The 21907-nt window shown below is 72.9% G+C and carries 11 protein-coding genes; 7 read left to right on the forward strand and 4 right to left on the reverse strand.

Going from position 1 to position 21907, the window contains the following annotated elements; genetic code table 11:
- Window positions 1-11: 11 nt before the first annotated feature.
- Window positions 12-2264, reverse strand: coding sequence for a hypothetical protein (locus P1V51_14710; GenBank protein MDF1564298.1), 2253 nt, complete (start codon window positions 2262-2264; stop codon window positions 12-14).
- Window positions 2265-2363: 99 nt separating this feature from the next.
- Between P1V51_14710 and P1V51_14715 the strand changes: the two genes are divergently transcribed.
- On the forward strand, window positions 2364-3413 hold the full coding sequence (locus P1V51_14715) for a hypothetical protein (protein ID MDF1564299.1): 1050 nt from the start codon (window positions 2364-2366) through the stop codon (window positions 3411-3413).
- Between the two features lie 263 nt (window positions 3414-3676).
- Window positions 3677-3994: a hypothetical protein gene (locus P1V51_14720; GenBank protein ID MDF1564300.1), complete on the forward strand. Its 318-nt coding sequence runs from the start codon at window positions 3677-3679 to the stop codon at window positions 3992-3994.
- A 22-nt stretch (window positions 3995-4016) separates the two neighbouring features.
- Here P1V51_14720 and P1V51_14725 read toward each other — a convergent pair whose 3' ends face one another.
- Window positions 4017-4391, reverse strand: coding sequence for a response regulator (locus P1V51_14725; protein MDF1564301.1), 375 nt, complete (start codon window positions 4389-4391; stop codon window positions 4017-4019).
- A 137-nt stretch (window positions 4392-4528) separates the two neighbouring features.
- Window positions 4529-5896: a Do family serine endopeptidase gene (locus P1V51_14730; GenBank protein MDF1564302.1), complete on the reverse strand. Its 1368-nt coding sequence runs from the start codon at window positions 5894-5896 to the stop codon at window positions 4529-4531.
- 184 nt (window positions 5897-6080) lie between these two features.
- On the opposite strand from P1V51_14730, the gene P1V51_14735 reads away from it, so the two are divergent.
- The 5 genes from P1V51_14735 (at window position 6081) to P1V51_14755 (ending at window position 18470) form a co-directional block, all read left to right on the forward strand.
- Window positions 6081-8891 carry a MopE-related protein gene (locus P1V51_14735; GenBank protein MDF1564303.1) on the forward strand — a complete coding sequence of 937 codons (2811 nt, stop codon included), beginning with the start codon at window positions 6081-6083 and terminating at the stop codon, window positions 8889-8891.
- Between the two features lie 42 nt (window positions 8892-8933).
- Entirely contained in the window at window positions 8934-9290 is a 357-nt protein-coding gene (locus tag P1V51_14740; GenBank protein ID MDF1564304.1) for a zinc ribbon domain-containing protein, read from the forward strand.
- Window positions 9287-10240 carry an RluA family pseudouridine synthase gene (locus tag P1V51_14745; GenBank protein ID MDF1564305.1) on the forward strand — a complete coding sequence of 318 codons (954 nt, stop codon included), beginning with the start codon at window positions 9287-9289 and terminating at the stop codon, window positions 10238-10240. The genes P1V51_14740 and P1V51_14745 overlap by 4 nt, the downstream gene beginning before the upstream one ends.
- A gap of 92 nt (window positions 10241-10332) precedes the next feature.
- Complete coding sequence (locus P1V51_14750) at window positions 10333-11523, forward strand: acyl-CoA dehydrogenase family protein (GenBank protein ID MDF1564306.1); 1191 nt, start codon at window positions 10333-10335, stop codon at window positions 11521-11523.
- Between the two features lie 11 nt (window positions 11524-11534).
- Window positions 11535-18470, forward strand: a complete 6936-nt coding sequence (locus P1V51_14755) for a tetratricopeptide repeat protein (protein ID MDF1564307.1) — start codon at window positions 11535-11537, stop codon at window positions 18468-18470.
- Here the strand turns inward: P1V51_14755 and P1V51_14760 are convergent.
- A partial coding sequence (locus tag P1V51_14760; GenBank protein MDF1564308.1) for a tail fiber domain-containing protein occupies window positions 18467-21907 on the reverse strand: 3441 nt, incomplete at its 5' end. The two genes, P1V51_14755 and P1V51_14760, sit on opposite strands and share 4 nt — an antisense overlap.

The following is a 21907-nucleotide window of genomic DNA, read 5'->3' on the forward strand; positions in this document are numbered from 1 at the left end:
CGCGACCGCGGCTACTGGACCGCGATCTCCAGGGTCGCCGTCCCGACCTCGTCGGCCGCCCAGGCGTCGACGATCAGGAAGTAGGTCGTCCCGGCCGTGAGGGTCGCGGTGAGCTGCGAGCCGTAGTTGCCCGGCGGATCGTTGTCGTCGTTGCAGTCGACGACGGTGCCGAACTCGCAGTCGGCCTCGTGGATGGCCAGGATGGTGTCGTAGCCCGAGGCGGTGAAGGTCACCGTGGCGTCGGCCGCCGGGGTGATCTCGTAGACCACCTCGTTGCCGCCGCCGCCGCCGCCGGCGCAGTCACCGTAGCTGGTGAGGGAGTTCGGGGCGTTGGTGTTGTCGATGGTCTCGGTGGCCGAGGCGCCCGAGGCCGGCAGGGTCAGCGCGGTCGCGGCGGCGCAGGCCGCGGGGACCGGCAGGCCGCCCGCGAAGGTGGTCGCAGAGACGGAGAAGCCGCCCTCGGTCCACGACTCGGGGAAGATGAAGAAGGCCTCCTGGTAGACGCCGTCCACCACCAGCAGGTAGTCGCCGGCGGTGAGGCTCGGGAAGCGCAAGGAGGCGCTGCGGCCGGTGCGGCAGGCCGGCGCGCCGTCGCCGGCGTTCACCGGGGTCAGGGTGGAGAGGTCGGCCGGGCAGGTGCCGCCCGGGTTCGCCAGCAGGTAGACCTGCCCGTAGAAGCGGGTGATCGAGCCGTCGAAGGCGATCTCGAGCGCCGTGTCGGCGGCCAGGTTCAGGTGGTAGAAGACGTCGTTGGCGCCCGGCTTGCCCGCCGCGACGGCCACGTCCTCGCCACCGCAGGGGCCGACCAGGTGGTCGCCCGCGCCCACGGTGCGGCCGGAGAGGGCCACGGCCGGATCCCCGGCGACCAGGGTCTCGGCGCCGGCGCACTCGTCGTTGGCCGGGGCGCTGACCAGGCCGGCGAAGGTGGCGTCGAGGCCGTAGAGCAGCTCGGTGGCGTTGCCCGCCGCGGGCAGCTCGAGGGTGAGGACCAGCTCGGTCACGGGCGCAGCCGGGATGGCGATCTCGAGATCGGAGCCGATGACGGTCTCGTTCACGGTGCCGCCGTAGGCCTGGGTGGTCTTGCCGCCGCTGCCGTCGTCCACGACCTCCTCGACGGTGACCACGAAGGAGGCGCCGCCGGTGATGTTCACGGTGATGTCACCGGCCGCGATGTTCTGCAGCACGTAGACGTCCTTGTCGGTGAGGCAGAGGCTGCGCTCGATCGCGCCGGCGCCCGGGCTGTCGTAGAAGCCGTAGACGGCCCGCGCGTAGACCTCGTCGTCCTCCTCGGGGAGCACGCTGTCGTCGGCGTCGCCCTGGCACTGGTGGGTGGCCGAGAAGGAGTACTCGGTGCCGGTGACCGGCGGGGTGGAGGAGCTGAGCTTGAGCAGGTAGTAGCCGCGGGCCGCGCCGGTGGCGGTGTAGGGCGTGGCGCCCAGGCTGGCGCCCTCGCTCACGTCGCCGGTGGCGGGATCGATGACGGCCGCCAGGACCTCGGCGGTGAGGGTGCCGGCGGTCTCGGCGGTGTCGATGGTGATGTCACCACCGAAGTGGCCGATCATGAAGACGTCGACGTCGGCGCCGCAGATGTTCAGCGGGTAGGGGTCGGGCCCCGGGGTGTTGGGGTCGCCCAGGTCGGTGGTGTCGATGTCGGCCGAGCCGGCGTTGGTCGCGGAGGCCGCGGTGTTGTTGCCGCCGTTGCCCTCGAGGCCGTCGTCCACGCAGATGCCGCCGGGGGTGAGGGTCAGGTCGAGGGTGAAGACCCCGCCGCCGTCCCAGGCGTCCACCACGATGAAGTACTCGCCGGGCTGCACGAGGCCGAGGGAGATGGCCTCGCCGTCGACGGCCTGGTCGACGCAGGCGCCGACCTCGCTGCCGGTCAGGCAGTCACCCTCGAAGAGGGTGAGGATGCCGTCGAAGCCGTTCATCACGATCTCGACGCCGCTCGCCTCGGTGACGGTGAAGTGGTAGGCCAGGTCGGGCTGGCTGGGGGCCGAGGAGTCGGCGCAGGCCGAGCCGTAGTCGTCCAGGGCGGCGGTGCTGTCGCCGTTCGCGGTGACGCCGGAGGTCAGCTCGAAGGGGTTGTCGCAGGTCTCGCCCTCGGCCGGGCCGCCGCCGCCGTCGGTGCCACCATCGGTGCCGCCGTCGGAGACGCTGCCGTCGGGGGTGCCGCCGTCGCCGTGGTCGTCCTCCTTGGGACAGCCGGTGACGACGAGAGTGAGAGAGGCCAGGAGGGCCAGGATCAGGTTCCGCCGAATGGACATCGCGATTCCTCGGTTACAGGGGAAATCCATGGAGAGACGCGCCTATAGCCGGGTCGATGGACTGGCGTCCAGTGTGGGGGAGTGGTACGCACGCGAGCCATGAAGAGGTCCCGACCCCACCGGCGCCCCGGCGCGCCCCTCCTCTTGCTGATCGCGCTCACGGGGAGCGGCTGCTTCTCGGCCTGCCCCTCGAGCGAGGACAGCGAGGCCCGGGAGCGGATCTGGGGTCCCGAGGAGCCGGCCCCCGAGGTGGTGGCCGCGACCGAGAAGCTCGACATCGCCAACCTCTCCACCGCCACCGAGGTCCGCCGCCGGGTGCTCTGGATGCCGGCGGCCGAGATGGCCCACCGCCTGGGCAGCTTCAGCGCCAACAACACGGTCAACATGGACTGGCGGCGCGGCGACGAGCGGGTGACCCTGCAGGAGAGCATCATCCTGCAGCAGGCCAAGAACGGCGACTTCCGGGTGCTCTCCGAGAACGACGCCGGGCTCGGGATGGAGCTGCGCTGGGTCTCGGGCGTGGTCTACGTCCAGAACCGCCTGGGCAAGTTCTTCGAGCGCCGGGCCGACCGCGCCGGCCACCTGGCCTGGCGAGAGACGGCCATGGAGCAGCTCGCCACGGTGCTGACCCTGGCCCGGGGCAAGATCGCCCTGGCCGAGCTGGGCGCCACCACCTACGAGGGCCGCAGCGCGCACCGCTTCGCCCTGACCTCGGCCGAGGAGGTGGTCGCGGGCGCCGAGCCCCCGGCCCGCCCCGACTGGGCCCACGACCCGGTCTACGCCGAGGGGGGCCCCGAGGACTCCCTGAAGAACCGCCTGGCCGTGAAGGAGCGGGGAGAGGTCGAGTCGGTCTCGGGGGATCTGGTGGTCGATGCCCAGACCGGCGTCCCGCTGCGCTTCAGCCTCACGACCAAGCTCTCGGTCGCCCCGCCCGAGGGCGCCGGCGGCGAGCCGGCCCACCTCGAGCTGAAGATCTCGCGCCGCCTCTCGGGGATCGGCGCCTCTCAGCTGGTCGAGCGTCCCGAGCACGAGCCCTTCTCCGGCCGCCCCCGGGCGATCATGGATCCCCTCGACTGGTGGCCGGACGCCGTGGCGGCGAAGAAGAAGGCCGAGGCCGAGGCCGCCGCCCAGGAGAAGGAGGGCGAGTGAATCGCCCTCTCCTCGCCTCGTAGCCGGTCGATATCCGTCCGCTGCACGCGTAGCACCGTGCAACAGGCCGGTTCCCGACACATTCGTTCATGTAGGTCCCACGTCTCCATCAGGGATCGAAAAAGGTCGGAAAAGAAATTTTTCCCTGTATTTTCGGCAACTTGCCTACAGGGAAGAAAATTTGACCGACCCCCGATCCTCCCATACGCTCTGGACGAAGCATGGGGATGTAGTTACCCGCCCACATGAACGGAGTTTCAGACATGAGCCAGGATCGCCGGAAGGCCGCCACCGTCTCCACCGAAACCCTGCGCGAGAGCCGCCCCGAGCCGCGCCTCTCCGCCATCGAGGAGAAGGCCCTGCGGATGCGTCAGGGTATCGCCCTGGCGCCCGAGGTCGAGCTTCCTTCCAAGGCCGAGGCCGGCACCGCCGCTCACGAGGAGCTGCGCCGCATCGAGGCCGAGCTGATCCTGGCCTGGCGCCGCCGCAACCTGGCCCCCGACCCCACCACGGTGCGGGATCCCGAGGGCGTGGACGCCGGCACCAAGCGCAAGATCCTCCGGGCGCTGCGCAAGAAGTAGGGGCGGCCCGAGGGGGCGCCCCCTACCCCGCCAGAACGTGCGCCGCGGCCTCGATGCGCGCGAGGAAGGCGTCCACGTCGATGGGCTTGGTGAGGTAGCCACTCGCCCCCATCGCCAGGCTCTGGGAGATCTCACTCTCCCGGGGCGAGGTGGAGAGCACCACCACCGGCAGGTCCCGGGTCCGGGGCTCCTGGCGCACCGAGGAGAGGAGCTCCAGCCCTCCCTCGCCCGGGAGCCGCAGGTCCATCAGGATGGCGTCCGGGAGGGGATCGCGGGAGAGGCGCTCGCGGGTCGAGCCCGCGTCCTCGCAGACCTCCACCTCTCCGATCTCCGGTCGCTTCTGGAGCGCGACGCGGGCGAGGAAGGCGTGGTCGGGGTTGTCCTCGACCAAAAGCACGTGCAAGCCCGACGTCTTCCCCGGCATGGAGGGCATGGTCGCACGTGCGGCGAAGGCACCGCCACCACTCGGTGGAGAGAAAGCGGATCGCCTCTGTAATTTTTCAGCGCTGGTCGGGTGCGCCGGCTGCCTCGCGATCAGGGCCGCAAGGTCACGAAGAGCGCGCGATCCCGGCGCTTGATCCGCAGCATCACCGTCTCGCCCTTGCGGGCCGGGGTGATGGCCTTCTCCCAGGCGTCGACCGATCCGACCGGGGTGCGGTTCACCTGCAGCACGACGTCGCCGGCGAGGAGCCCGGCGCGATCGGCGGCGGAGCCGGGCACGACCTGGAGGATGCGGACGCCGCCCCGATCGGGGGCGACCCGCAGGCCGAGGGAGCCGACGGGGGCCGGCGCGGGGTGCGTCATCTTCGGGGCCTCGCCGAGGCGAGCCACCTTCACCTTCAGGGTCCGGGGCTTGCCCTCGCGTATCAGCCGAACGCTCACCTTCGCGCCGGGCGCGGTCCGGGCGACGAGCAGCGGCAGGTCGTCCGAGTCCTTCACGGGCTGCTCGTCCCAGCGCACGATCACGTCGCCCGGCTGCAGGCCGACCGCGGCGGCCGGACCGCTGGCGTCCAGCTCGGCGATCAAGGCGCCCTCGGCGCTCTTCAGCCCGAGGGGCGCCACCATGTCGGGCGAGACCCGCTGGATCACGACGCCGAGCCAGCCCCGGACGACCTCTCCGTTGCCGCGCAGCTGGGTGACGATCTCCCGGGCGAGGTTGATGGGGATGGCGAAGCCGATGCCGACGTTCCCGCCAGCGGGGCTGAAGATCATGGTGTTCACGCCGACCACCTGACCGTGCAGATCGAGGAGGGGGCCGCCGGAGTTGCCCGGGTTGATCGAGGCGTCGGTCTGGATGAAGTCGTCGTAGCGGCCGGCGCCGATGGTCCGCTCCTTGGCGGAGACGATCCCGGCGGTGACGGTCGAGTCGAGGCCGAAGGGGTTGCCCACCGCGAAGACCCACTGCCCCACCTCGAGGGCGTCGGAGTCACCCATCGACAGGGGCCGGACCTTCGGCGGCTCACCGACGATCCGGATCAGCGCCAGGTCGGTCATCTCGTCCCGGCCGAGGATCTCGGCCTTGTAGCTGCGATCTTCGCCCGGGAAGCGCACCTCGAGCTCGTCCGCACCGGCGACGACGTGGTTGTTGGTGAGGATGTGCCCCTCGGCGTCGATGACGAAGCCCGAGCCCTGGCCCTGCTTGCGCTGCTCCCGCCCACGGTGGCGCGGGCCGAAGAAGAACTCGTAGGGATCGCCGCCGTAGCCCTGGGAGCGGATGATCTGGGTGGAGGAGATGCTCACCACCGAGGGGGTCGCCTCCCGCGCGAGGCGCACGAAGTCGGGGAGCCCGCCGGTGGAGCCCGGCGCGGGCTGGGCCGCCGCCGGGAGGGCGAGGAGGGTCGCGATGGCCAGGACCGGCAGGGTCCCGGACAGGTTCCGCGGGGGGTGGCTGTCGCGCTTCATGTCTTCACCTCGTTGCTGACGCTCGCCGTCTTCGCGAGTGGGTGGGTTCCGGTGGGCAGCATAACCATCCCTCCGGGATGTCCATTCCGGGCACCCGGATGGCGGAGGCGCCCGGGAATCCGCTAGAATCAGGGGGCTTTCCTGCATCTTGGGTCGCACCACCGGGAAGGCGGGAGGACGAGACATGAAGGTTCAGAGGCGACCGGGGGCCGCAGGCTCGCTGCTGGCGCTCGGCGCATTGCTCACGGCCCTGACCCTGCTCTCCGGCGGCGGCTGCAAGTGCAGCGGCGGGCAGGGCTCCCGGAGCGACGGCGGCGGCGACGCCGGCAGCGACGCGGGCAGCCCCGACGCGGGGCCGGTCTGCGACGCCGACGGCGACGGCCACGACTCGATCTCCTGCGGCGGCGACGACTGCAACGACACCGAGCCCCTCTCCTTCCCGGGCAACCCCGAGGTCTGCGACGACGGCCGCGACAACGACTGCCTCAACGGCCCCGACGACGGCTGCCCCTGCCCGACCGGCGCCTCCCGCCCCTGCTACACCGGGCCCACCGGCACCGAGGGGGTCGGCCCCTGCCTCGGCGGCCGGCAGAGCTGCGAGGCCAGCGGCTTCTGGGGCGCCTGCCAGGGCGAGGTGCGCCCGGACTTCGAGGCCTGCGACGGCCTCGACAACGACTGCGACGGCGACATCGACGAGCAGCTCACCAACGCCTGCGGCAGCTGCGACGCCCTGCCGACCGAGCTCTGCGGCGACACCCTCGACTCGGACTGCGACGGTCAGATCGATCCGGCCGGCGGCTGCGACGTGAACTGCTCCTTCCTGCCCGACAGCTTCCTCGCCGACTGCGCCTCCGGCGCCATCAGCGATCCGCGCTGCTGCTGCGTCACCGCCCCGCAGACCTGCGAGGGCTGCGTCGATCGGCAGGCCCAGCCCTGCTACACCGGCCCCGGCGGCACCGTCGGCGTCGGCAAGTGCGCCGGCGGGCTGGCCGACTGCGTGAACAACGTCTGGCTCGACTGCATCGGCCAGATCCTCCCCGACGCCGCCGAGACCTGCGGCAACGACGTCGACGACGACTGCGACGGGCAGGTCGACGAGGGCTGCCCCCTCACCTGCACCCCGGCGGCCGAGACCTGCGACGGCCAGGACAACGACTGCAACGGCGCGGTCGACGAGGGCTGCGTCGCCAGCGGCACCCAGCCCTGCTACGACGGCCCCAACGGCACCGCCGGGGTGGGCGTCTGCCAGAGCGGCACCCAGCAGGCCATGGGTGAGCTCTGGGGCGCCTGCGTGGGCTCCATCGGGCCGCGCCCGGAGCAGTGCAACGCCCTGGACGACGACTGCGACGGCACCACCGACGAGGGCTGCTGCATCCCGAACCCGGCGAACGTCGATCCCACCACCGGCCTCGAGACGGTCTGCAACGGCATCGACGACGACTGCAACGGCCTGGTCGACGACGGGGTCGTCAACGCCTGCGGCCTCTGCCCTCCCCTGCCCTGCTACGTCGAGGCGTGGCCGGATCCCGCGACCGGGGGCTGGGACTGCGGCGCCGACTGTTCGAACGACGGCACCGGCCCCGGCGATCCCACCAACCCCGAGAGCCTCTGCAACCCGGATCAGCTCTGCCTGAACCGGGCCCGCTACGACCAGCCCTACATCTGGATCGCCCGCACCGCCGAGAACCGGGTGCAGAAGATCAACACCAACACCTTCCAGACCGAGCTGATCGTCCCGCCGAACCTCGGCGATCCCCGCCTGGGCTGGAGCCCCTCCCGCACCGCGGTGGCGGTGGACGGCTCGGTGTGGGTCGGGCACCGGGGCTGCGAGAACAGCCTCTCCAACTGCCAGGCCCAGGATCCCAACTACGGCAACGCCGTCCACCTCGCCAGCGACGGCACCCTCATCTGCCGCGCCGACGTGACGAGCCCCAACCCGGCGGGCTCGAACGTCGCCGTGCGGGCGATCACCCTCGACGGCAACGGCGACGCCTGGATCGGCAACTGGGACGGCGGGACCATCTCGCAGTACAGCGGCACCCAGATCGACGCCACCCAGAGCCCGCCGCGCTGCATCCTGAAGCGCACCGTCGACCTCCAGGGCTCCCGCGCCTACGGCGCGGCGGTGAACAGCGAGGGCGACATCTGGATCGCCACCCTGGGCAACGGGCCGGTCCGCAAGATCGACACCGGCAGCGGCGTGATCATCGACTCGGTCACCCTGCCCCAGCCCTCCTACGGCCTGGCGGTGGATCTGAACGACAACGTCTGGTTCGGCATCTGGGCCAGCGTGGGTGGGGTGATGCGCCTGGCCCACGCCACCGGCGCCGTCACGCAGCCCCGGCCGCCGGCGGCCTACGCCTGCGAGCAGACCAGCCGCACCCGGGGGGTGGCGGTGGACTTCGACGGGAACCTCTGGGTGGCCAACTGGGACTGTGCCTCGGTGAGCAAGTACGCCCCCGACGGCACCCACCTGCTGACCACGGCCGTGTCGAACGGCCCCCTGGGCATGGCCGTCGACACCAACGGGAAGATCTGGGCCGTGAACCACACGGCCTCGAACGCCGTCGTGCTGAACCCCACCGGCAGCCCGGTGACCACCATCTCGAACCTGGCGAGCCCCTACACCTACTCCGACATGTCCGGCCTCCAGCTGCGCCTGGTCACCCGGCAGAACGGCAGCTGGATCGCCACCTACGACTCGGGCTGGACCGGCGCCGGCTGGAGCCGGGCCGAGCTGGACATCGCCCTGATCCCCTCGGGCGGCTCGGTCTGCGTCCGCGGGCGGAGCGCCGCGACCCGGGCGGGCCTCTCCACGGCGGGCTGGTCGCCCTACGAGTGCGCGCCGCCCTACACCCACCAGCCCCCGCCGGCCACCTACCCGTTGACGGCGGTGCCCCCCGGGCGCTACCTGCAGATCGAGGTCCAGCTCAACGGCGCCAACGAACAGAGCCCCGTGGTGGACCGGGTCGAGGTCTTCTGGGACCGACCCTGAAGGCCCTTGCGCTCCCGAAATCCTGCTTAAACTGGCGAAGTCATGCCGATCTACGAGTACCGCTGCGAGCAATGTGAAGAAGAGTTCGAGGTGAGCCAGCGCATCACCGAGGACGCCCTGACCGAGCACGAAGGCTGCGGAGGCCCGGTGAAGCGCCTGATCTCCCGGACCTCCTTCGCCCTGAAGGGCAAGGGCTGGTACAGCGACCACTACGGTCTGCAGCCCGGGGCCAAGAAGGAGGACTCGAGCAGCAGCGCGCCGGCGCCCGCCAAGAGCGAGGCGAAGTCCGAGGCGAAGGCCGAGAGCAGCCCCTCGAAGAGCGAGAGCAGCGGCGCCAAGGGCGGCTCCGCCAGCGACGCCAAGCCGGCCGCCAGGAAGGAAAAGCCGGCCAGCACGTGAGCCCGAAGACCAGGGCCTTCGCCTTCCAGGTCGGCGCCGAGGAGGCCGGCCGGCGTCTCGACGCGCTCGTGCAGGCCCACACCGGGCTGCCCCTGAAGGAGGCTCGCCGGGTCATCGAAACCGGCGGCGTGATGGTCGGGCGCGAGCGCGTTCGCAAGGCCGAGCGGGTGCTGCGCGCGGGCACCGGGGTGAAGGTCTGGCAGGAGGAGCCCGACCCCGGCCAGCCGACGATCCTCGACGAGGGGCGGATCCTCTTCCGGGACCGGCACCTGGTGGCGGTGGACAAGCCGGCAGGCGTGCCCTCCCAGGCCACCCTCGCCTCCACCGAGGGCACCATCGCCGACCTGGCCCAGGCCGCCCTCGGCGCCGAGCACCTCGAGCTGATCCACCGCCTGGACCGCGACACCTCCGGGGTGATGCTCCTGGGCCGCTCGAAGAAGGGCTCGGCCGCGCTCCGCCGGGCCTTCGAGCAGCGCCAGACGACCAAGCTCTACCTGGCCCTGGTGGCCGGCGCCCCGGAGCCCCCCGAAGGGGAGCTCAAGGCCGCCCTGGCCCGGGACCGGCGGCAGGCCGGCAGCTGGCGGATCCGCGAGCCCGGCGGCACCCCGGCCCACACCGAGTGGTGGACCGAGCGGCGCCTGGACGCCTTCGGCGAGGGGGCCGCCGCCCGCCTGCGCCTGCGCCCCCACACCGGCCGGACCCACCAGCTGCGGGTCCACCTGGCGCTGGGCCTGGGCCACCCGATCCTGGGCGACGCCCGCTACGGCGGGCCGAGGCACCTCACCTCCCCGGACGGCACCCGCCTGGAGCTGCCCCGGCTGATGCTCCACGCCCACCGCCTGATCCTCCCCCACCCCCTCACCGGCCAGCCCCTGGAGCTCGAGGCCCCCCTGCCCCCCGACTTCGCCGGGGTCCAGATGGTGCTGGGCGCCAGAGCGCACGACCGCTGACGAGCGGGCGAAGGAGGGATAGAGTCGGCGGTCCTTGGTGGGGCCCCGGAAAGCGGGGGCCCTGGCCCCCATTCGCTTCCGAAAGGACCATCATGCACTGCGGTCAGATCACCGACTTCCTGCACCTCGACGAGCTCTACACCGAAGAGGAGCGCATGGCCCGGGAGTCCGTGGCCACCTTCGTGGATCGGGAGGTGCTCCCGATCATCGCGGATCACTACGAGAAGGGCACCTTCCCCAAGCACCTCATCCCCATGATGGGTGAGATGGGCCTCTTCGGCGCCACCTTCGACGGCTGGGGCTGCCCGGGCGTCTCGCCGGTGGCCTACGGCCTGATGATGATGGAGCTGGAGCGGGCCGACTCGGGCATGCGCTCGATGGCGAGCGTCCAGGGCATGCTGGTGATGTGGCCGATCATGACCTACGGCACCGACGCCCAGAAGGACCACTGGCTGCCCAAGCTGGCGAAGGGCGAGGCCGTCGGCTGCTTCGGCCTCACCGAGCCCGACTACGGCTCGGATCCGGGCGGGATGATCACCCGGGCGAAGAAGACCGAGAAGGGCTACGTGCTCAACGGCTCGAAGCTCTGGATCACCAACGGCGGCGTGGCCGACGTGGCGGTGGTCTGGGCCAAGCTCGAGGGCGCCGGCGAGGGCCCCGGGAGCATCCGCGGCTTCCTGGTCGAGAAGGGCACCCCCGGCTACACCACCCACGATCTGCACGGGAAGCTCTCCCTGCGGGCCTCGGTGACCTCGGGCCTCTCCTTCGACGACGTCGAGATCCCGGAGGAGAACCTCCTGCCGCACGGCCAGGGCCTCTCGGCGCCGCTGCGCTGCCTCACCCAGGCGCGCTACGGCATCGCCTACGGCGCCATCGGCGCGGCCATCGCCTGCTACGAGGCGGCGGTGAAGTACTCGCAGGAGCGCATCCAGTTCGGGAAGCCCCTCGGCCGCTTCCAGCTCGTGCAGATGAAGCTCGCCGAGATGCTCACCGCCATCACCAACGCCCAGAACCTGATGCTGCGCATGGGCCGCCTCAAGGAGGAGGGCCGCCTGAGCCACGTGCAGGTGAGCTTCGCCAAGCGCTACTGCGTGGCGATGGCCCTCGACGTCGCGCGCGACGCGCGTGACATCCACGGCGCCAACGGCATCATGCTCGAGTACCCGCCGATGCGGCACATGTGCAACCTCGAGACGGTGAAGACCTACGAGGGCACGCACGACATCCACACCCTGGCGCTCGGCCGGCACATCACCGGCCTGGACGCCTTCGGAGCAGCCTGACGCCCAGGGCCATGGCGGACGCGTCGACGCCAGACGGTGGACCCCTGAGCGAGGTCGAGGTCCGCGCCCTCGAGGCCGTCTTCGAGGCGGACCCGAAGAACCGGCGCGCCCTCCTCTCGCTCGCGGGCCACTACGTCGTCATCGACGAGCTCAAGGAGGTCGATCGCCTCCTGGGTCACTACCTCTCCACCGTGAGCGGAGGGCCCGCCGCCCTGCAGGCCCTCCTGCGCAGCGCCCGCACCCCGGAGGCGAGCGTGCGGGCCGGCCTGCTGGTGCGGCTGGCGGGGATGCAGCTCTACCGGCTCGGGGATCCCCGGGGCGCCCGCGCCACGGCGCACACCGCCCTGAAGGTGCAGCCCGGCCTCGAGGCCGCCCGGGCGATCCTCGACACCACCGAGGACGAGGAGCAGACCGGCGTCCACAACCTCCCCCCCACCCTGCGCCGCAGCAGCGGCCCCGCGGTGGACGACGACCCCAAGACCCAGCCCGGCGCCCGGGTCCCCCGGATCGACGACCTGCCCGAGTTCCTCCAGGAGGCCCCGGACGAGGAGCCGGCGGAGCGCGCCGAGGGGGAGATCGACACCGCCGAGGTCGAGCTGGGCGCGGCCCTTCCGGAGGCCCCCGGCGGCACCACCACCCTCACTCCCCTCGGCGACGACGAGGGTGACCTCACCGAGGCGAACCCCTTCGCCGAGGCCCACCCGGAGATCGTCGCGGCCTGCGACACCCTCCTCTCCCAGCCGATGGATCCGGCCGACCGGCTCTCGGCCCTCCACGCCCTCGAGCGCGGCCAGGAGGGCGGCGCCGAGCGGGCGATGGTGCATCAGGCCCTCTCCCGGGCCTACGAGGCGGGCGGCGACCGCGACCGTGCCTTCTACTCGCTGGTGCGCGCCGCGCGGCTGGCCATCCCCGCCCGGCGGGTGCTCGACGAGCTCTTCCGGCTGGCGATGCTCACCGGCGCGTTCACCGAGCTCTCGGCGGTCTACGAGGACAACCTCGGGGGACCGCTGGCGCCCCACGATCGGACCTACCTCCACCTGAAGCTCGGCCACCTCTACAGCCGCGAGCTGGCCCGCCCCGAGGCCGCCCGCGCCCACTACGAGCGAGTGCTGCAGATCGACGATCACTCGAGCGAGGCCCTCGCCCGCCTCGCCGAGCTGAACGCCGCCGCCGAGCGCTGGCCCGAGCTGGCCTCGATCCGCGAGCGCGAGCTGGCCCTCGCGCGGGCGGACTCCGACCTGGCGGCGCAGGCTCGGGCCCAGCGCGAACTGGCCCGCCTCTACGAGGAGAACCTGGGCAAGCCGGAGAAGGCCATCGAGCAGTACCAGGCGATGCTCGCGGTGCTCCCGGACAACCCGGCCGCCATCAACGGCCTGGCCCGGCTGGCGAGCCGGACCGAGAGCGCGGAGCGGCGCGAGACCGCCCTGCGCAGCCTGCGGGCCTCGCTGGAGGCGGCCGGTCGCTGGGACGAGCTGGCCGAGCAGCTCGTCGAGCAGGCCGCCCGGCTGGTGCGCGCCGAGCAGAACGCCGAGGCCGTCCGCCACTACCTCGACGCGGCGGCGATCCACCTCCACCGCCGGGGTGACGGCGAGCGCGCCCTCATCGAGCTGATGCGCGCCGCCCGGGCCCACGGCGAGGGCGACGCCCCCGGCCCTACCACCTCCGAGATCCTCGAGGCCCTCATCGCCGCGGGGCGCGCGGCCGGCAGCCTGCCGCAGGCCGTGGCGGTCGCCGAGGATCTCCTCGAGCGGGTCGATCCGGGAGAGCGCTCCAGCCTCACCCTGCGCCTCATCGATCTCGAGCTCACCGAGCTCGGCCGCCCCGAGGGCGCGGTGGACCGGGCGCTGGCCCTGCTCCAGAAGAGCGCCGCCCCCGAGCGCTGGATCGAGCCCATCGAGGCCCGCTTCGTCCAGCGCGGGCTCTGGCAGTCCCTGGCCCGCTTCTACGACGGCGCCGCCAGCCAGGCCCCCGGCGCGCCGATGGCGCTGGCCCCGGGCGGGCTGCTCTTCCGCCTGGCCGAGATCCAGGAGAGCGAGCTCGACGAGCTGCCCGCGGCCCGCTCCACCTACGAGAGAATCCTGCGGGGCGACCTCACCTCCCTGCCCGCCCTCGACGCCTTCCTGCGCCTCGCCCCGGACGAGGCCTCCGCCCGGCGGAAGCTCTCCGAGCTGATCTCGCAGGAGCCGCCCGCCGCCGACGCGGGGAAGGAGACCCCCCGGCTGCCCCGCGCCGAGTGGCTGCTGCGCCGGGCCCGCCTGCTGGCGGCGGAGGGCGACGAGGCCGGCGCCCGGGCCGACTTCTCGAGGGTCCTCGAGCTCGACCCCCAGAACGTCGAGGCCCTCGAGGGCCTGGCCGAGGCGGCCGAGGACGAGAGCGAGCTGAAGGAGCGGGCGCGCGCCCTCGACGAGCGGCTGCGACGGCTGAAGGCCGGGGCGGCGGAGCGCATCGAGGGCTTCCGCCACCTCGCCGCCCTCTACGGACCCGGCCGCCTCGATCAGCCGGAGAAGGAGCGCGCCGCCTGGGAGGTGGTGCGCGACGAGGACCCGGCCGACCACGAGGCCTTCGAGGGCCTGCGCCGCCTCTACCGGACCGCAGGCGAGAGCGAGCTGCTCGTCGCCCTCCTCGAGGGCGCCCTCGATCGCTCCCCCCGCGACGAGGCGAGCGGCGACTGGCGCCGGGAGCTGGCGCTCGCCCTGCGCAAGCTCGGGCGCGCCGGCGAGATCGTCCGCCTCTGGGAGCGGGCGCTGGTCTACGACGAGGCCGACACCATGGCCCTCGGCGAGCTGGTCGCCCACCACACCGCGCGCAAGAACTGGAACGAGGTCGCCCGCCTCCTCGAGAGCTGGCTCGCCGCCGAGCCCGACCGGAAGAAGAAGGCCGACCTCTGGGTGCAGCTCGCGCGGATCCGCGGGCCGATGCTGGAGGAGGCCGCGGCGGCCGAGGCCGCCCTGGAGAAGGCCCTCGCCCTGCGGCCCGATCACCCCGTGGCCTTCGGCCTCCTCCTCGAGCAGCATCGGACGTCGGGCGCCCAGCGCAAGCGCTTCAAGCTCCTGGAGGATCGCCTCGGACAGCTGAGCCGGCCGGCCGACCGGGCGCCGCTGCTGCGGGAGCTCTGGGAGGCGGGCACCGCCCTGCGGGACGAGGGCGTGGTCGAGGCGGGGCTGCGGGGCACCGACGCCCTCGAGGAGCTGGCGCTCCTCTCGCCCGAGGACGACGCGCTCTGGGAGGCGCTCTGCGAGGCGATGGGCGGGGTGGCCCTGGCCCCCGACCTCGCCGGCCTCCTCGAGGCCCGCGCCGCTCGCCTCGAGGATCGACGCCGGGCCGTCGCGCTCACCGCCGCCGCCCGGGCCTGGAGCCGCTCTCACGGGCGGGTGGGCGATCGCGCCTCGGCCCGCGCCCGCCGCTGCCTGGAGCGCGCCCGCGACGCTGCGCCGAGCGGCGATCCGATCGGCCTCGAGGTGCGCCAGGAGCTCAGAGCCATCTACGCCGACAGCGGCGCCTGGGAGGCCCTCGCCGGGGTGCTCGAGGAGCTGGCCACCGAGGCCGGCGCCGATCGCGGCACCCACGAGAGCGCGATGGAGGAGCTCGCCTACACCCTGCAAGAGCGCCTCAACCGCCCGGCCGAGGCCGCGCGCTGGCTCGAGCGGATGATGGCCCTGGGCAGCGACGACGAGGGCGAGGACCGGGAGGAGCAGCTCATCCGCCTGGGCAAGCTCGAGGCCGACCTCGGCCGCTGGGATCAGGTCTATCAGCTGCTGGTGCGCCGCCTGCGCAGCGGCCAGGGACGCACCGACGAGAAGGCCCTCCGGATGGAGGCCGCCGAGGTGGGCTGGAAGCGCCTCGGCGCCCCGGAGAAGGCCATCGGCCACCTGCGCGCCGCCCTGGCCCTCGACCCGGACGACGACGGGCTGCTCGCCCGGCTGGAGCAGGCCTGCCTGGAGGCCGGCCGCATCGGAGAGTTCTCCGCCATCCTGGCCGAGGAGGCCGCCCTCACCGGCGACGCCGCCCGCCGCGCCGACCGCCTGGTGCGCGCCGGCGCCCTCAAGGAGCGGCAGGTGGGTGACCTCGCCGGCGCCCGCCGCGACTACCAGGCCGCCCTGGTGGCCGCCCCTGAGGCGGGGCCCCTGCGGCAGGCCGCCCGCGACGGCCTGGCCCGCACCCTCTCGGCCCAGCGCGACTTCGAGGCGCTGGCCGACCTCTACCGGGGCTGGCTCGAGGAGGTGCCCGATCCGGACACCCGCTCGGACCTCTGCCTCGCCCTCGGCCTGATCTACGAGGATCAGCTCGACGACCCGGAGCGCGCCCTGGCGAACTACCGCCGCGCCCTGGAGGCCGACCCCACCGACGTCGGGGTCCTCGACGCCGTGGCCCGGGTGGCCGAGGCCCGCGGCGACCTCGAGACCGCCCTGGCCATGCGCACCCGGCAGGCCGCCGAGATCGAGTCCCCCACCGGCCTGGTGAAGCTCCACACCACCCTCGGCCGCCTGCAGGAGGGGCTCGGCGACGACGCGGGGGCGGTGGACGCCTACCGCCGATCCATCGAGCTGGACCCCTCGGCCATGGACGCCCGCCGCGCCCTCGTGGTGTTGCTGCGCCGCGCCGGCCGCAGCGAGGAGCTGGTGGGCGCCGCCCGCGCCCTGGCGGTGGCCACCCGCGACCCCCGGGAGCGCGCCGACCTCTGGACCCTGGTGGGCTCGACCCTGGAGCAGCGCGGCGAGGCCGGTCAGGCCCTGGCTGCCTTCGAGCACGCCCTGGCGGCGGTCCCCGATCATCCACCGGCCGCGCTCGCCTTCGCCCGCCACAAGAGCGCCCGTCACCCGATCGAGGCCCTGCACGCCATCGACCAGGCCATCGCGCGCCTGGGCGAGACGGAGCAGAGCGAGGGGCTGGTCGCGGCCCTGGCCACCGCGGGGCAGCTCGCCACGACCATCGGTCAGGCCGAGGCCGCCCGGAGCTACTTCGACCAGGCGCTGCGCCTGCCCACCCCCGGCCGCGAGGAGCTGCGCACCCTGGCCGACGCCCTGCGCGGCGCCGAGCGCCACGAGGAGGCGGCGCGCTGCTACGCCAACCTGATCAAGCAGGAGCGCCGCAGCAGCGAGAGCGAGGACACCGACCCCGCCTCGGTGGGCATGGACGAGGCCATCGCCCTGCGCCTCTCCCTCGGACAGTGCTACCTCGCCCTGGAGCGCGCCGACGACGCCATCGACGTGCTGCGCGGAGCGCTGATCGTCGACCCCGGCCACCACGAGGTCCTCGAGGCCCTGGCCGACGCCTTCGAGTCCGCTGGCCGCTGGGAGGATGTCGTCGAGGTGCTCGCCACCCTGCGCGCCCTCGAGCCCGACCCCCGCCGCGCCCGCAACACCACGATCGAGATGGCCGAGATCTGCAGCACCCAGCTGGCCGACGCCGGGCGCGCCGCGGCGGTGCTGGAGGAGGGGCTGGAGAAGAGCCCCGACGATCTGGAGATCATCGACCGCCTGATCAGCGAGCTGGTGCGAGCGGGTCAGCTCGAGCTGGCCTGCCGCCCGGCGGTCCACCTCCTCTCCCTCACCAAGGGGCCCCGGGCCCGGGGCCGCGCGAGCCTGCGCCTGGCCTCGCTCTACGCCCGCCTCCCCGGCCGCGACTCGGAGGTGCCGGCCCTGCTGCGCGACGCCATGAGCCACGTCTCGCTCATCGCCCTGCGCGAGGAGGCGGTGGCGATCGGCCACGAGCTCGCCCAGCGCCACCACGACGGCACCTTCCTGGCCACGGTGCTGGAGATCCGGCTGGAGAGCGAGCGGGGCAGCGCCTACGAGGCGGGCCTCCTCCGCCAGCTGGCCGAGACCCGCCGCTACCACCAGCAGGATCCGCAGGGCGCCATCCGCTGCCTCGAGGAGGTGCTGGCCCTCGAGCCCGACGACGCGAAGGCCCTCGAGGATCTCGCCCGCCTCTACGAGGCGGAGGGTGAGATCGAGCGCGCCATCACGACCTACCGCCGGCTCTTCGTCCTGCAGCCCCTCGACCCCGTCGCCCGCGAGGGCCTGCGCCGCCTCTTCGAGGAGGTCGAGAACGCGGACGGCGCGCGCCTGGCCCGGGTGCTCGACGAGCTCCTCGACGAGGGCGACGACGAGAGCGCCGCGGCCCACGCCCACCTGGAGACCTCGGCGCTCCACGCCACCGGCGGCCTCGATCCGCTGACCCGCACCCAGGGGCTCTACCCGGAGGCGATGCGGGGGCTGGCCGGCGAGCTGGCCCGGGCCCTGGGCCACGAGGGCACGCGCGCCGCGCTGGCCGTGCTGCGGGGCCAGGCCTCGGGGCCGGCGGTGAGCGACCCTGGCCTCGATCACGGCCTGCTCCTCGAGACCCTGGATTGGGTGGCCGAGCGCCTCGACCTCGCCCTCCCGCCGGTGGCCCGCGCGCCCGCCGACGCCCTCGGGGTCCTCGAGCCCAGCCGCCGGGTGCCGGGGCAGCTCCTGGTCGATCTGACGCGCCTCGAGAGCTGCTCCCCCGCCGAGCTGCGCTTCTGCGCCGGCCGGGCGCTGATGCTCTGCAGCCAGCGCTCGGCGCCGGCGGTCTGCCTCGATCCGGTCGAGATCCGCACCCTCTTCGAGGCCGCGATCCTGGTGGCGGGCTCGGAGCAGGGCCGGGAGGGCGACGACGAGGCCGCCCGCCTCTCCCGGGCCCTCGTCGAGGCCGTGCCCCTCGATCGTCACCCCACCCTGGTGCGCGCCGCCACCCGCTTCCGGGCCGAGGCCCAGCTGCCGGTGGCCGGCTACTTCGAGGCCGTGCACCAGGCGGGCCTGCGCGCGGGCCTGCTGGTGGCCGGCAGCCCGGCCACCGCCCTCCACGCCCTGCGGCAGGAGGGGAAGGTCGCCCGCGCCACCCTGCGCGAGCTCTTCACCTTCAGCCTCGCCCCCGAGCACCTCGACCTGCGAGTGCGGCTGGGCATGGCCCGGAGCTCGCGCTAGCGCCGGACGAGCAGCCGCTCCAGCCGGGCGATGCGCTCCTCGAGGGACCGCACCTCCTCGAGGTGGCGGGCCTCCTGCTCCTCGAGCTTCTGGTTCAGGCCCTGGATGGCGGCGAGCGCCACGCCGTCGGCGTCGACGGTGGCGATGTGCCGCTCGTCGGGGCCGAGACCGTAGGCCTCGAAGAAGTCCTGAGCCATCGGCCCCATGTGGCGGACGCGCGCGTCCTGGGCCTTGTAGTTCCAGCTGCTCATGGGCATCGCGGCCAGCTTCTCGAGGACCTCGCGGCCATCGACCTCCTCGAAGTTCTCCTTCTGGTTCCGGTCGGAGACCGCCAGCCAGGAGGAGGAGCCGGGCATGAGGACCACGCCGGCGCCCGCGCCCGTGGACGAGTAGAAGATGGTGCCGCCGCTGGCCCGGGCGACGAAGCGGTTGGCCGCGCCGCAGGCCGTCGACACACCGCTGTTGTCACCGAAGGCGAAGCAGCCGTCGAAGTCGGCGTTGGCGCTCCGGCCCATGGCGGTCGAGTAGGCGCCGGAGGCCTGGTTCTGGTAGCCGCCGGGGATGACCGAGCTGGTCCCGCTGGCGAAGTTGCCCTGGCCGCCGCCGACCGCCGCGTTGGTCCCGGTCGCGAAGTTGCTGTAGCCGCCGGGGACGGCCGAGTAGTTGCCGTCGGCGTTGTTGAGGCGCCCGCCGCCGACGAAGGCCCCCGTCGCGGTAGCCTCGTTGGTACGCCCGCCGGAGATGGTCGACTCGCTGCCCGAGGCCGTGTTCTCGAAGCCGCCTCCGACGGTGGCGTAGAGCCGGTCCGAGATCACGCCGGCGTTGTCACCCGCCTGGTTGGTCGAGCCGCCCGCGACCGTGCAGTAGTTGTCGGTGGCGAGGTTGGCCTGGGTGGCGAGGCTCCCGCCGCCGCCGGCGATCACCGACCACTGGCCGGAGGCCGCGTTGTAGCCACCCCCTCCGACGCTGGCTCCCATCGCCGTGGCGGTGTTGTAGGTGCCCCCCAGCGCGCCGGCGAAGGCCGCCGTCGCCTGGTTCTCCCGGCCGCCGCCGACCACGGTGAAGGTCCCGGAGGCCAGGTTGGTGTTGCCGGCGCCGATGAAGCTGTTCTGAGCGCTCGCGGTGTTCCCGTAGCCGCCGGCGACGGTGGCGTTGCCGGCCGAGGCCACGTTCTGTCGGCCGCCACCGACCGTGGCGTTGGAGGCGTCGTTGGTCGTGCCGGCCGCGTCACCGGCCTGGTTGTCGTAGCCGCCGCCGATCGTGCCGTACATGTCGGTCACGCTGTTCCCGGTGGCGGCAGACGAGCCACCACCGCCACCGATGGTCGCGTAGGAGGCGCTGGTCACGTTGTACAGGCCACCCCCGATCGTGGAGTAGCTGGCACCGGCGATGTTGTAGCCGCCACCCGAGACGGTGGCGTAGCTGGCGTCGCCAGCGGTCCCGGCTCCGTCGCCTGCCTGGTTGGCTCGGCCGCCCCCAAGGGTGCCGTAGCTGTCGGTCACGAGCTGGGAGTCGGAGCCACCTCCCACGGTGGCGGCCACGGCCCCGGCGGTGACGGAGTTGGTCGCGTCACCCCCGATCAGGTTCGGGTTCGCCCCGTACCCGTAGCGCATGACCCGGACGCCACCGGCGTGGATCTCGAACTCCTTGAGATCGGAGGTCCCGAGGAAGTCGGTGCCCGGCGTGGTCCCGCCGTTGCCTCCCCGGCTCCAGTAGCGGCCGTCGGTGTAGGTCGTCTCGAGGTGGACGGTGGTCCCGATGATGTCGATGCCCGTGCCCTCGACGTAGGTGTTCACCGTGTCGATGTCGTTCGCGCAGCCCCAGGTCGCGGTGCCGGCGCTGAACTTCGCGACCTGGTTGTTGGCGCAGATCAGGCCCCCGAGGACGTCGTCGTCGACGTCGTCGTCGAAGCCGGGGGGCAGGCTCGTGAGGTTGCCCCAGTCGAGGTAGTAGCCGCCCTGCTGACCGTCGAGGAGGTCGGCGTCGAGGGTGCTGCCGGCCCCGTCGGTGAGCGCGGTCCAGGCGGTGCCGGTGATCTTGCTCGGCTCGATGCTCGCGCCCGCCGAGATGTCGGCGTTGGTGATCGTGCCGTCGATGATCATCGAGGCGCTCACGCTGTCGGCCTCCCCCGCGTTGACGTAGCGCCCGTCGGTGTAGGTCGTGTTCAGCGAGAAGGTCGTCCCCGTGAGGGAGAGGCCCGTGCCGTTCGAATAGGTGGTGTCCGTGTCGGTGTCGATGTCGTTGGCGCAGATCCAGCTCGAGGTGCCGAAGTCGTACTTGGCCACCTGGTTCCCGGTGCAGCTCAGGCCCCCGAGGGTGTCGGCGTCGGTCCCGTCGGCGAGGCCGGCCGGCACGTTCGTGAGGTTGTTCCAGTTGCGGTAGTAGCTGCCGTGCTGACCGTCGAGGAGGTCGGCGTCGAGGCCGCTGGTGGCGCCGTCGTTGGTGCCGGTCCAGGCGGTCCCGGAGATCTTGGCCGGATCGATCGCCGCGACGGCGCTGATGTCGACGTTGGTGATGGTGGCGTTCGCGATCTCGGCCCCAGTCACGGCGCCGATGCCGATGTCGGCGGACGTGATCGAACCGTCGAGGATCTCGGCGCTGCCGACGGCGGCGGTCGCGATCTCGGATGCGGTGACGCTGTTGGCTGCCAGGTCGGCCGCCGTGATGGTGTTGTCGGCGATGTCGACGCTCGTCACGGCGCCGGTCGCGATGTCGGCGCCGCTGATGGTCCCGTCCACGATCATCGCGGTGGTGACGGAGTTGGCCTGCCCCTCCTGCACGTAGCGGGTGTCGGTGTAGGCCGTGCTCAACGAGAAGGAGGTCCCGGTCAGGGTGATGCCGGTGCCTCCGGAGTAGGTGGTGTCCGAGTCGGCGGCGCACTGCCAGTTCCCGAGCGCCCCGTTCCACTTGACGATCTGGTTGTTCCCGCAGGGCAGCGAGGCGAGGACGTCCGTGTTGGTGTCGGTGTCCACGTCCACCGCGCAGGCCCAGGCCGCGCCGTCCCACTTCGCCACCTCGCCCGCGGCGCAGCCCAGGGTCGCCAGGGTGTCGGTGTCGATCGTGTGGGCGCCCATCGAGTAGCCGTTGTTGGCGACGTAGGCGTCCACCTCAGCCTCGGTGAGCACGGTGTCGGTGTCCGGCTGGCACTCCCATTGGGAGAGGGCCGTGCTCCAGCGCAGGACATCGTCGCCCGGGCAGGAGAGCCCCGCGAGGAGGTCCGCGTCGGTCCCGCACTCCCAGATCCCGAGGGCCGTGTTCCAGACGGGGGACTCGCCCGCGCCGCAGCCCAGCGCCGCCAGGGTGTCGGTGTCGATGGTGTGCGCGCCCATCGAGTAGCCGTTGTTGGCGACGTAGGCGTCCACCTCGGCCTCGCTGAGCTGGGTGTTCGTGTCGGTGTCCACGTCCACGGCGCAGGCCCAGGCGGCGCCGTTCCACTT

Source organism: Deltaproteobacteria bacterium, assembly GCA_029210625.1.
Taxonomy (GTDB): Bacteria; Myxococcota; Myxococcia; order SLRQ01; family SLRQ01; genus JARGFU01.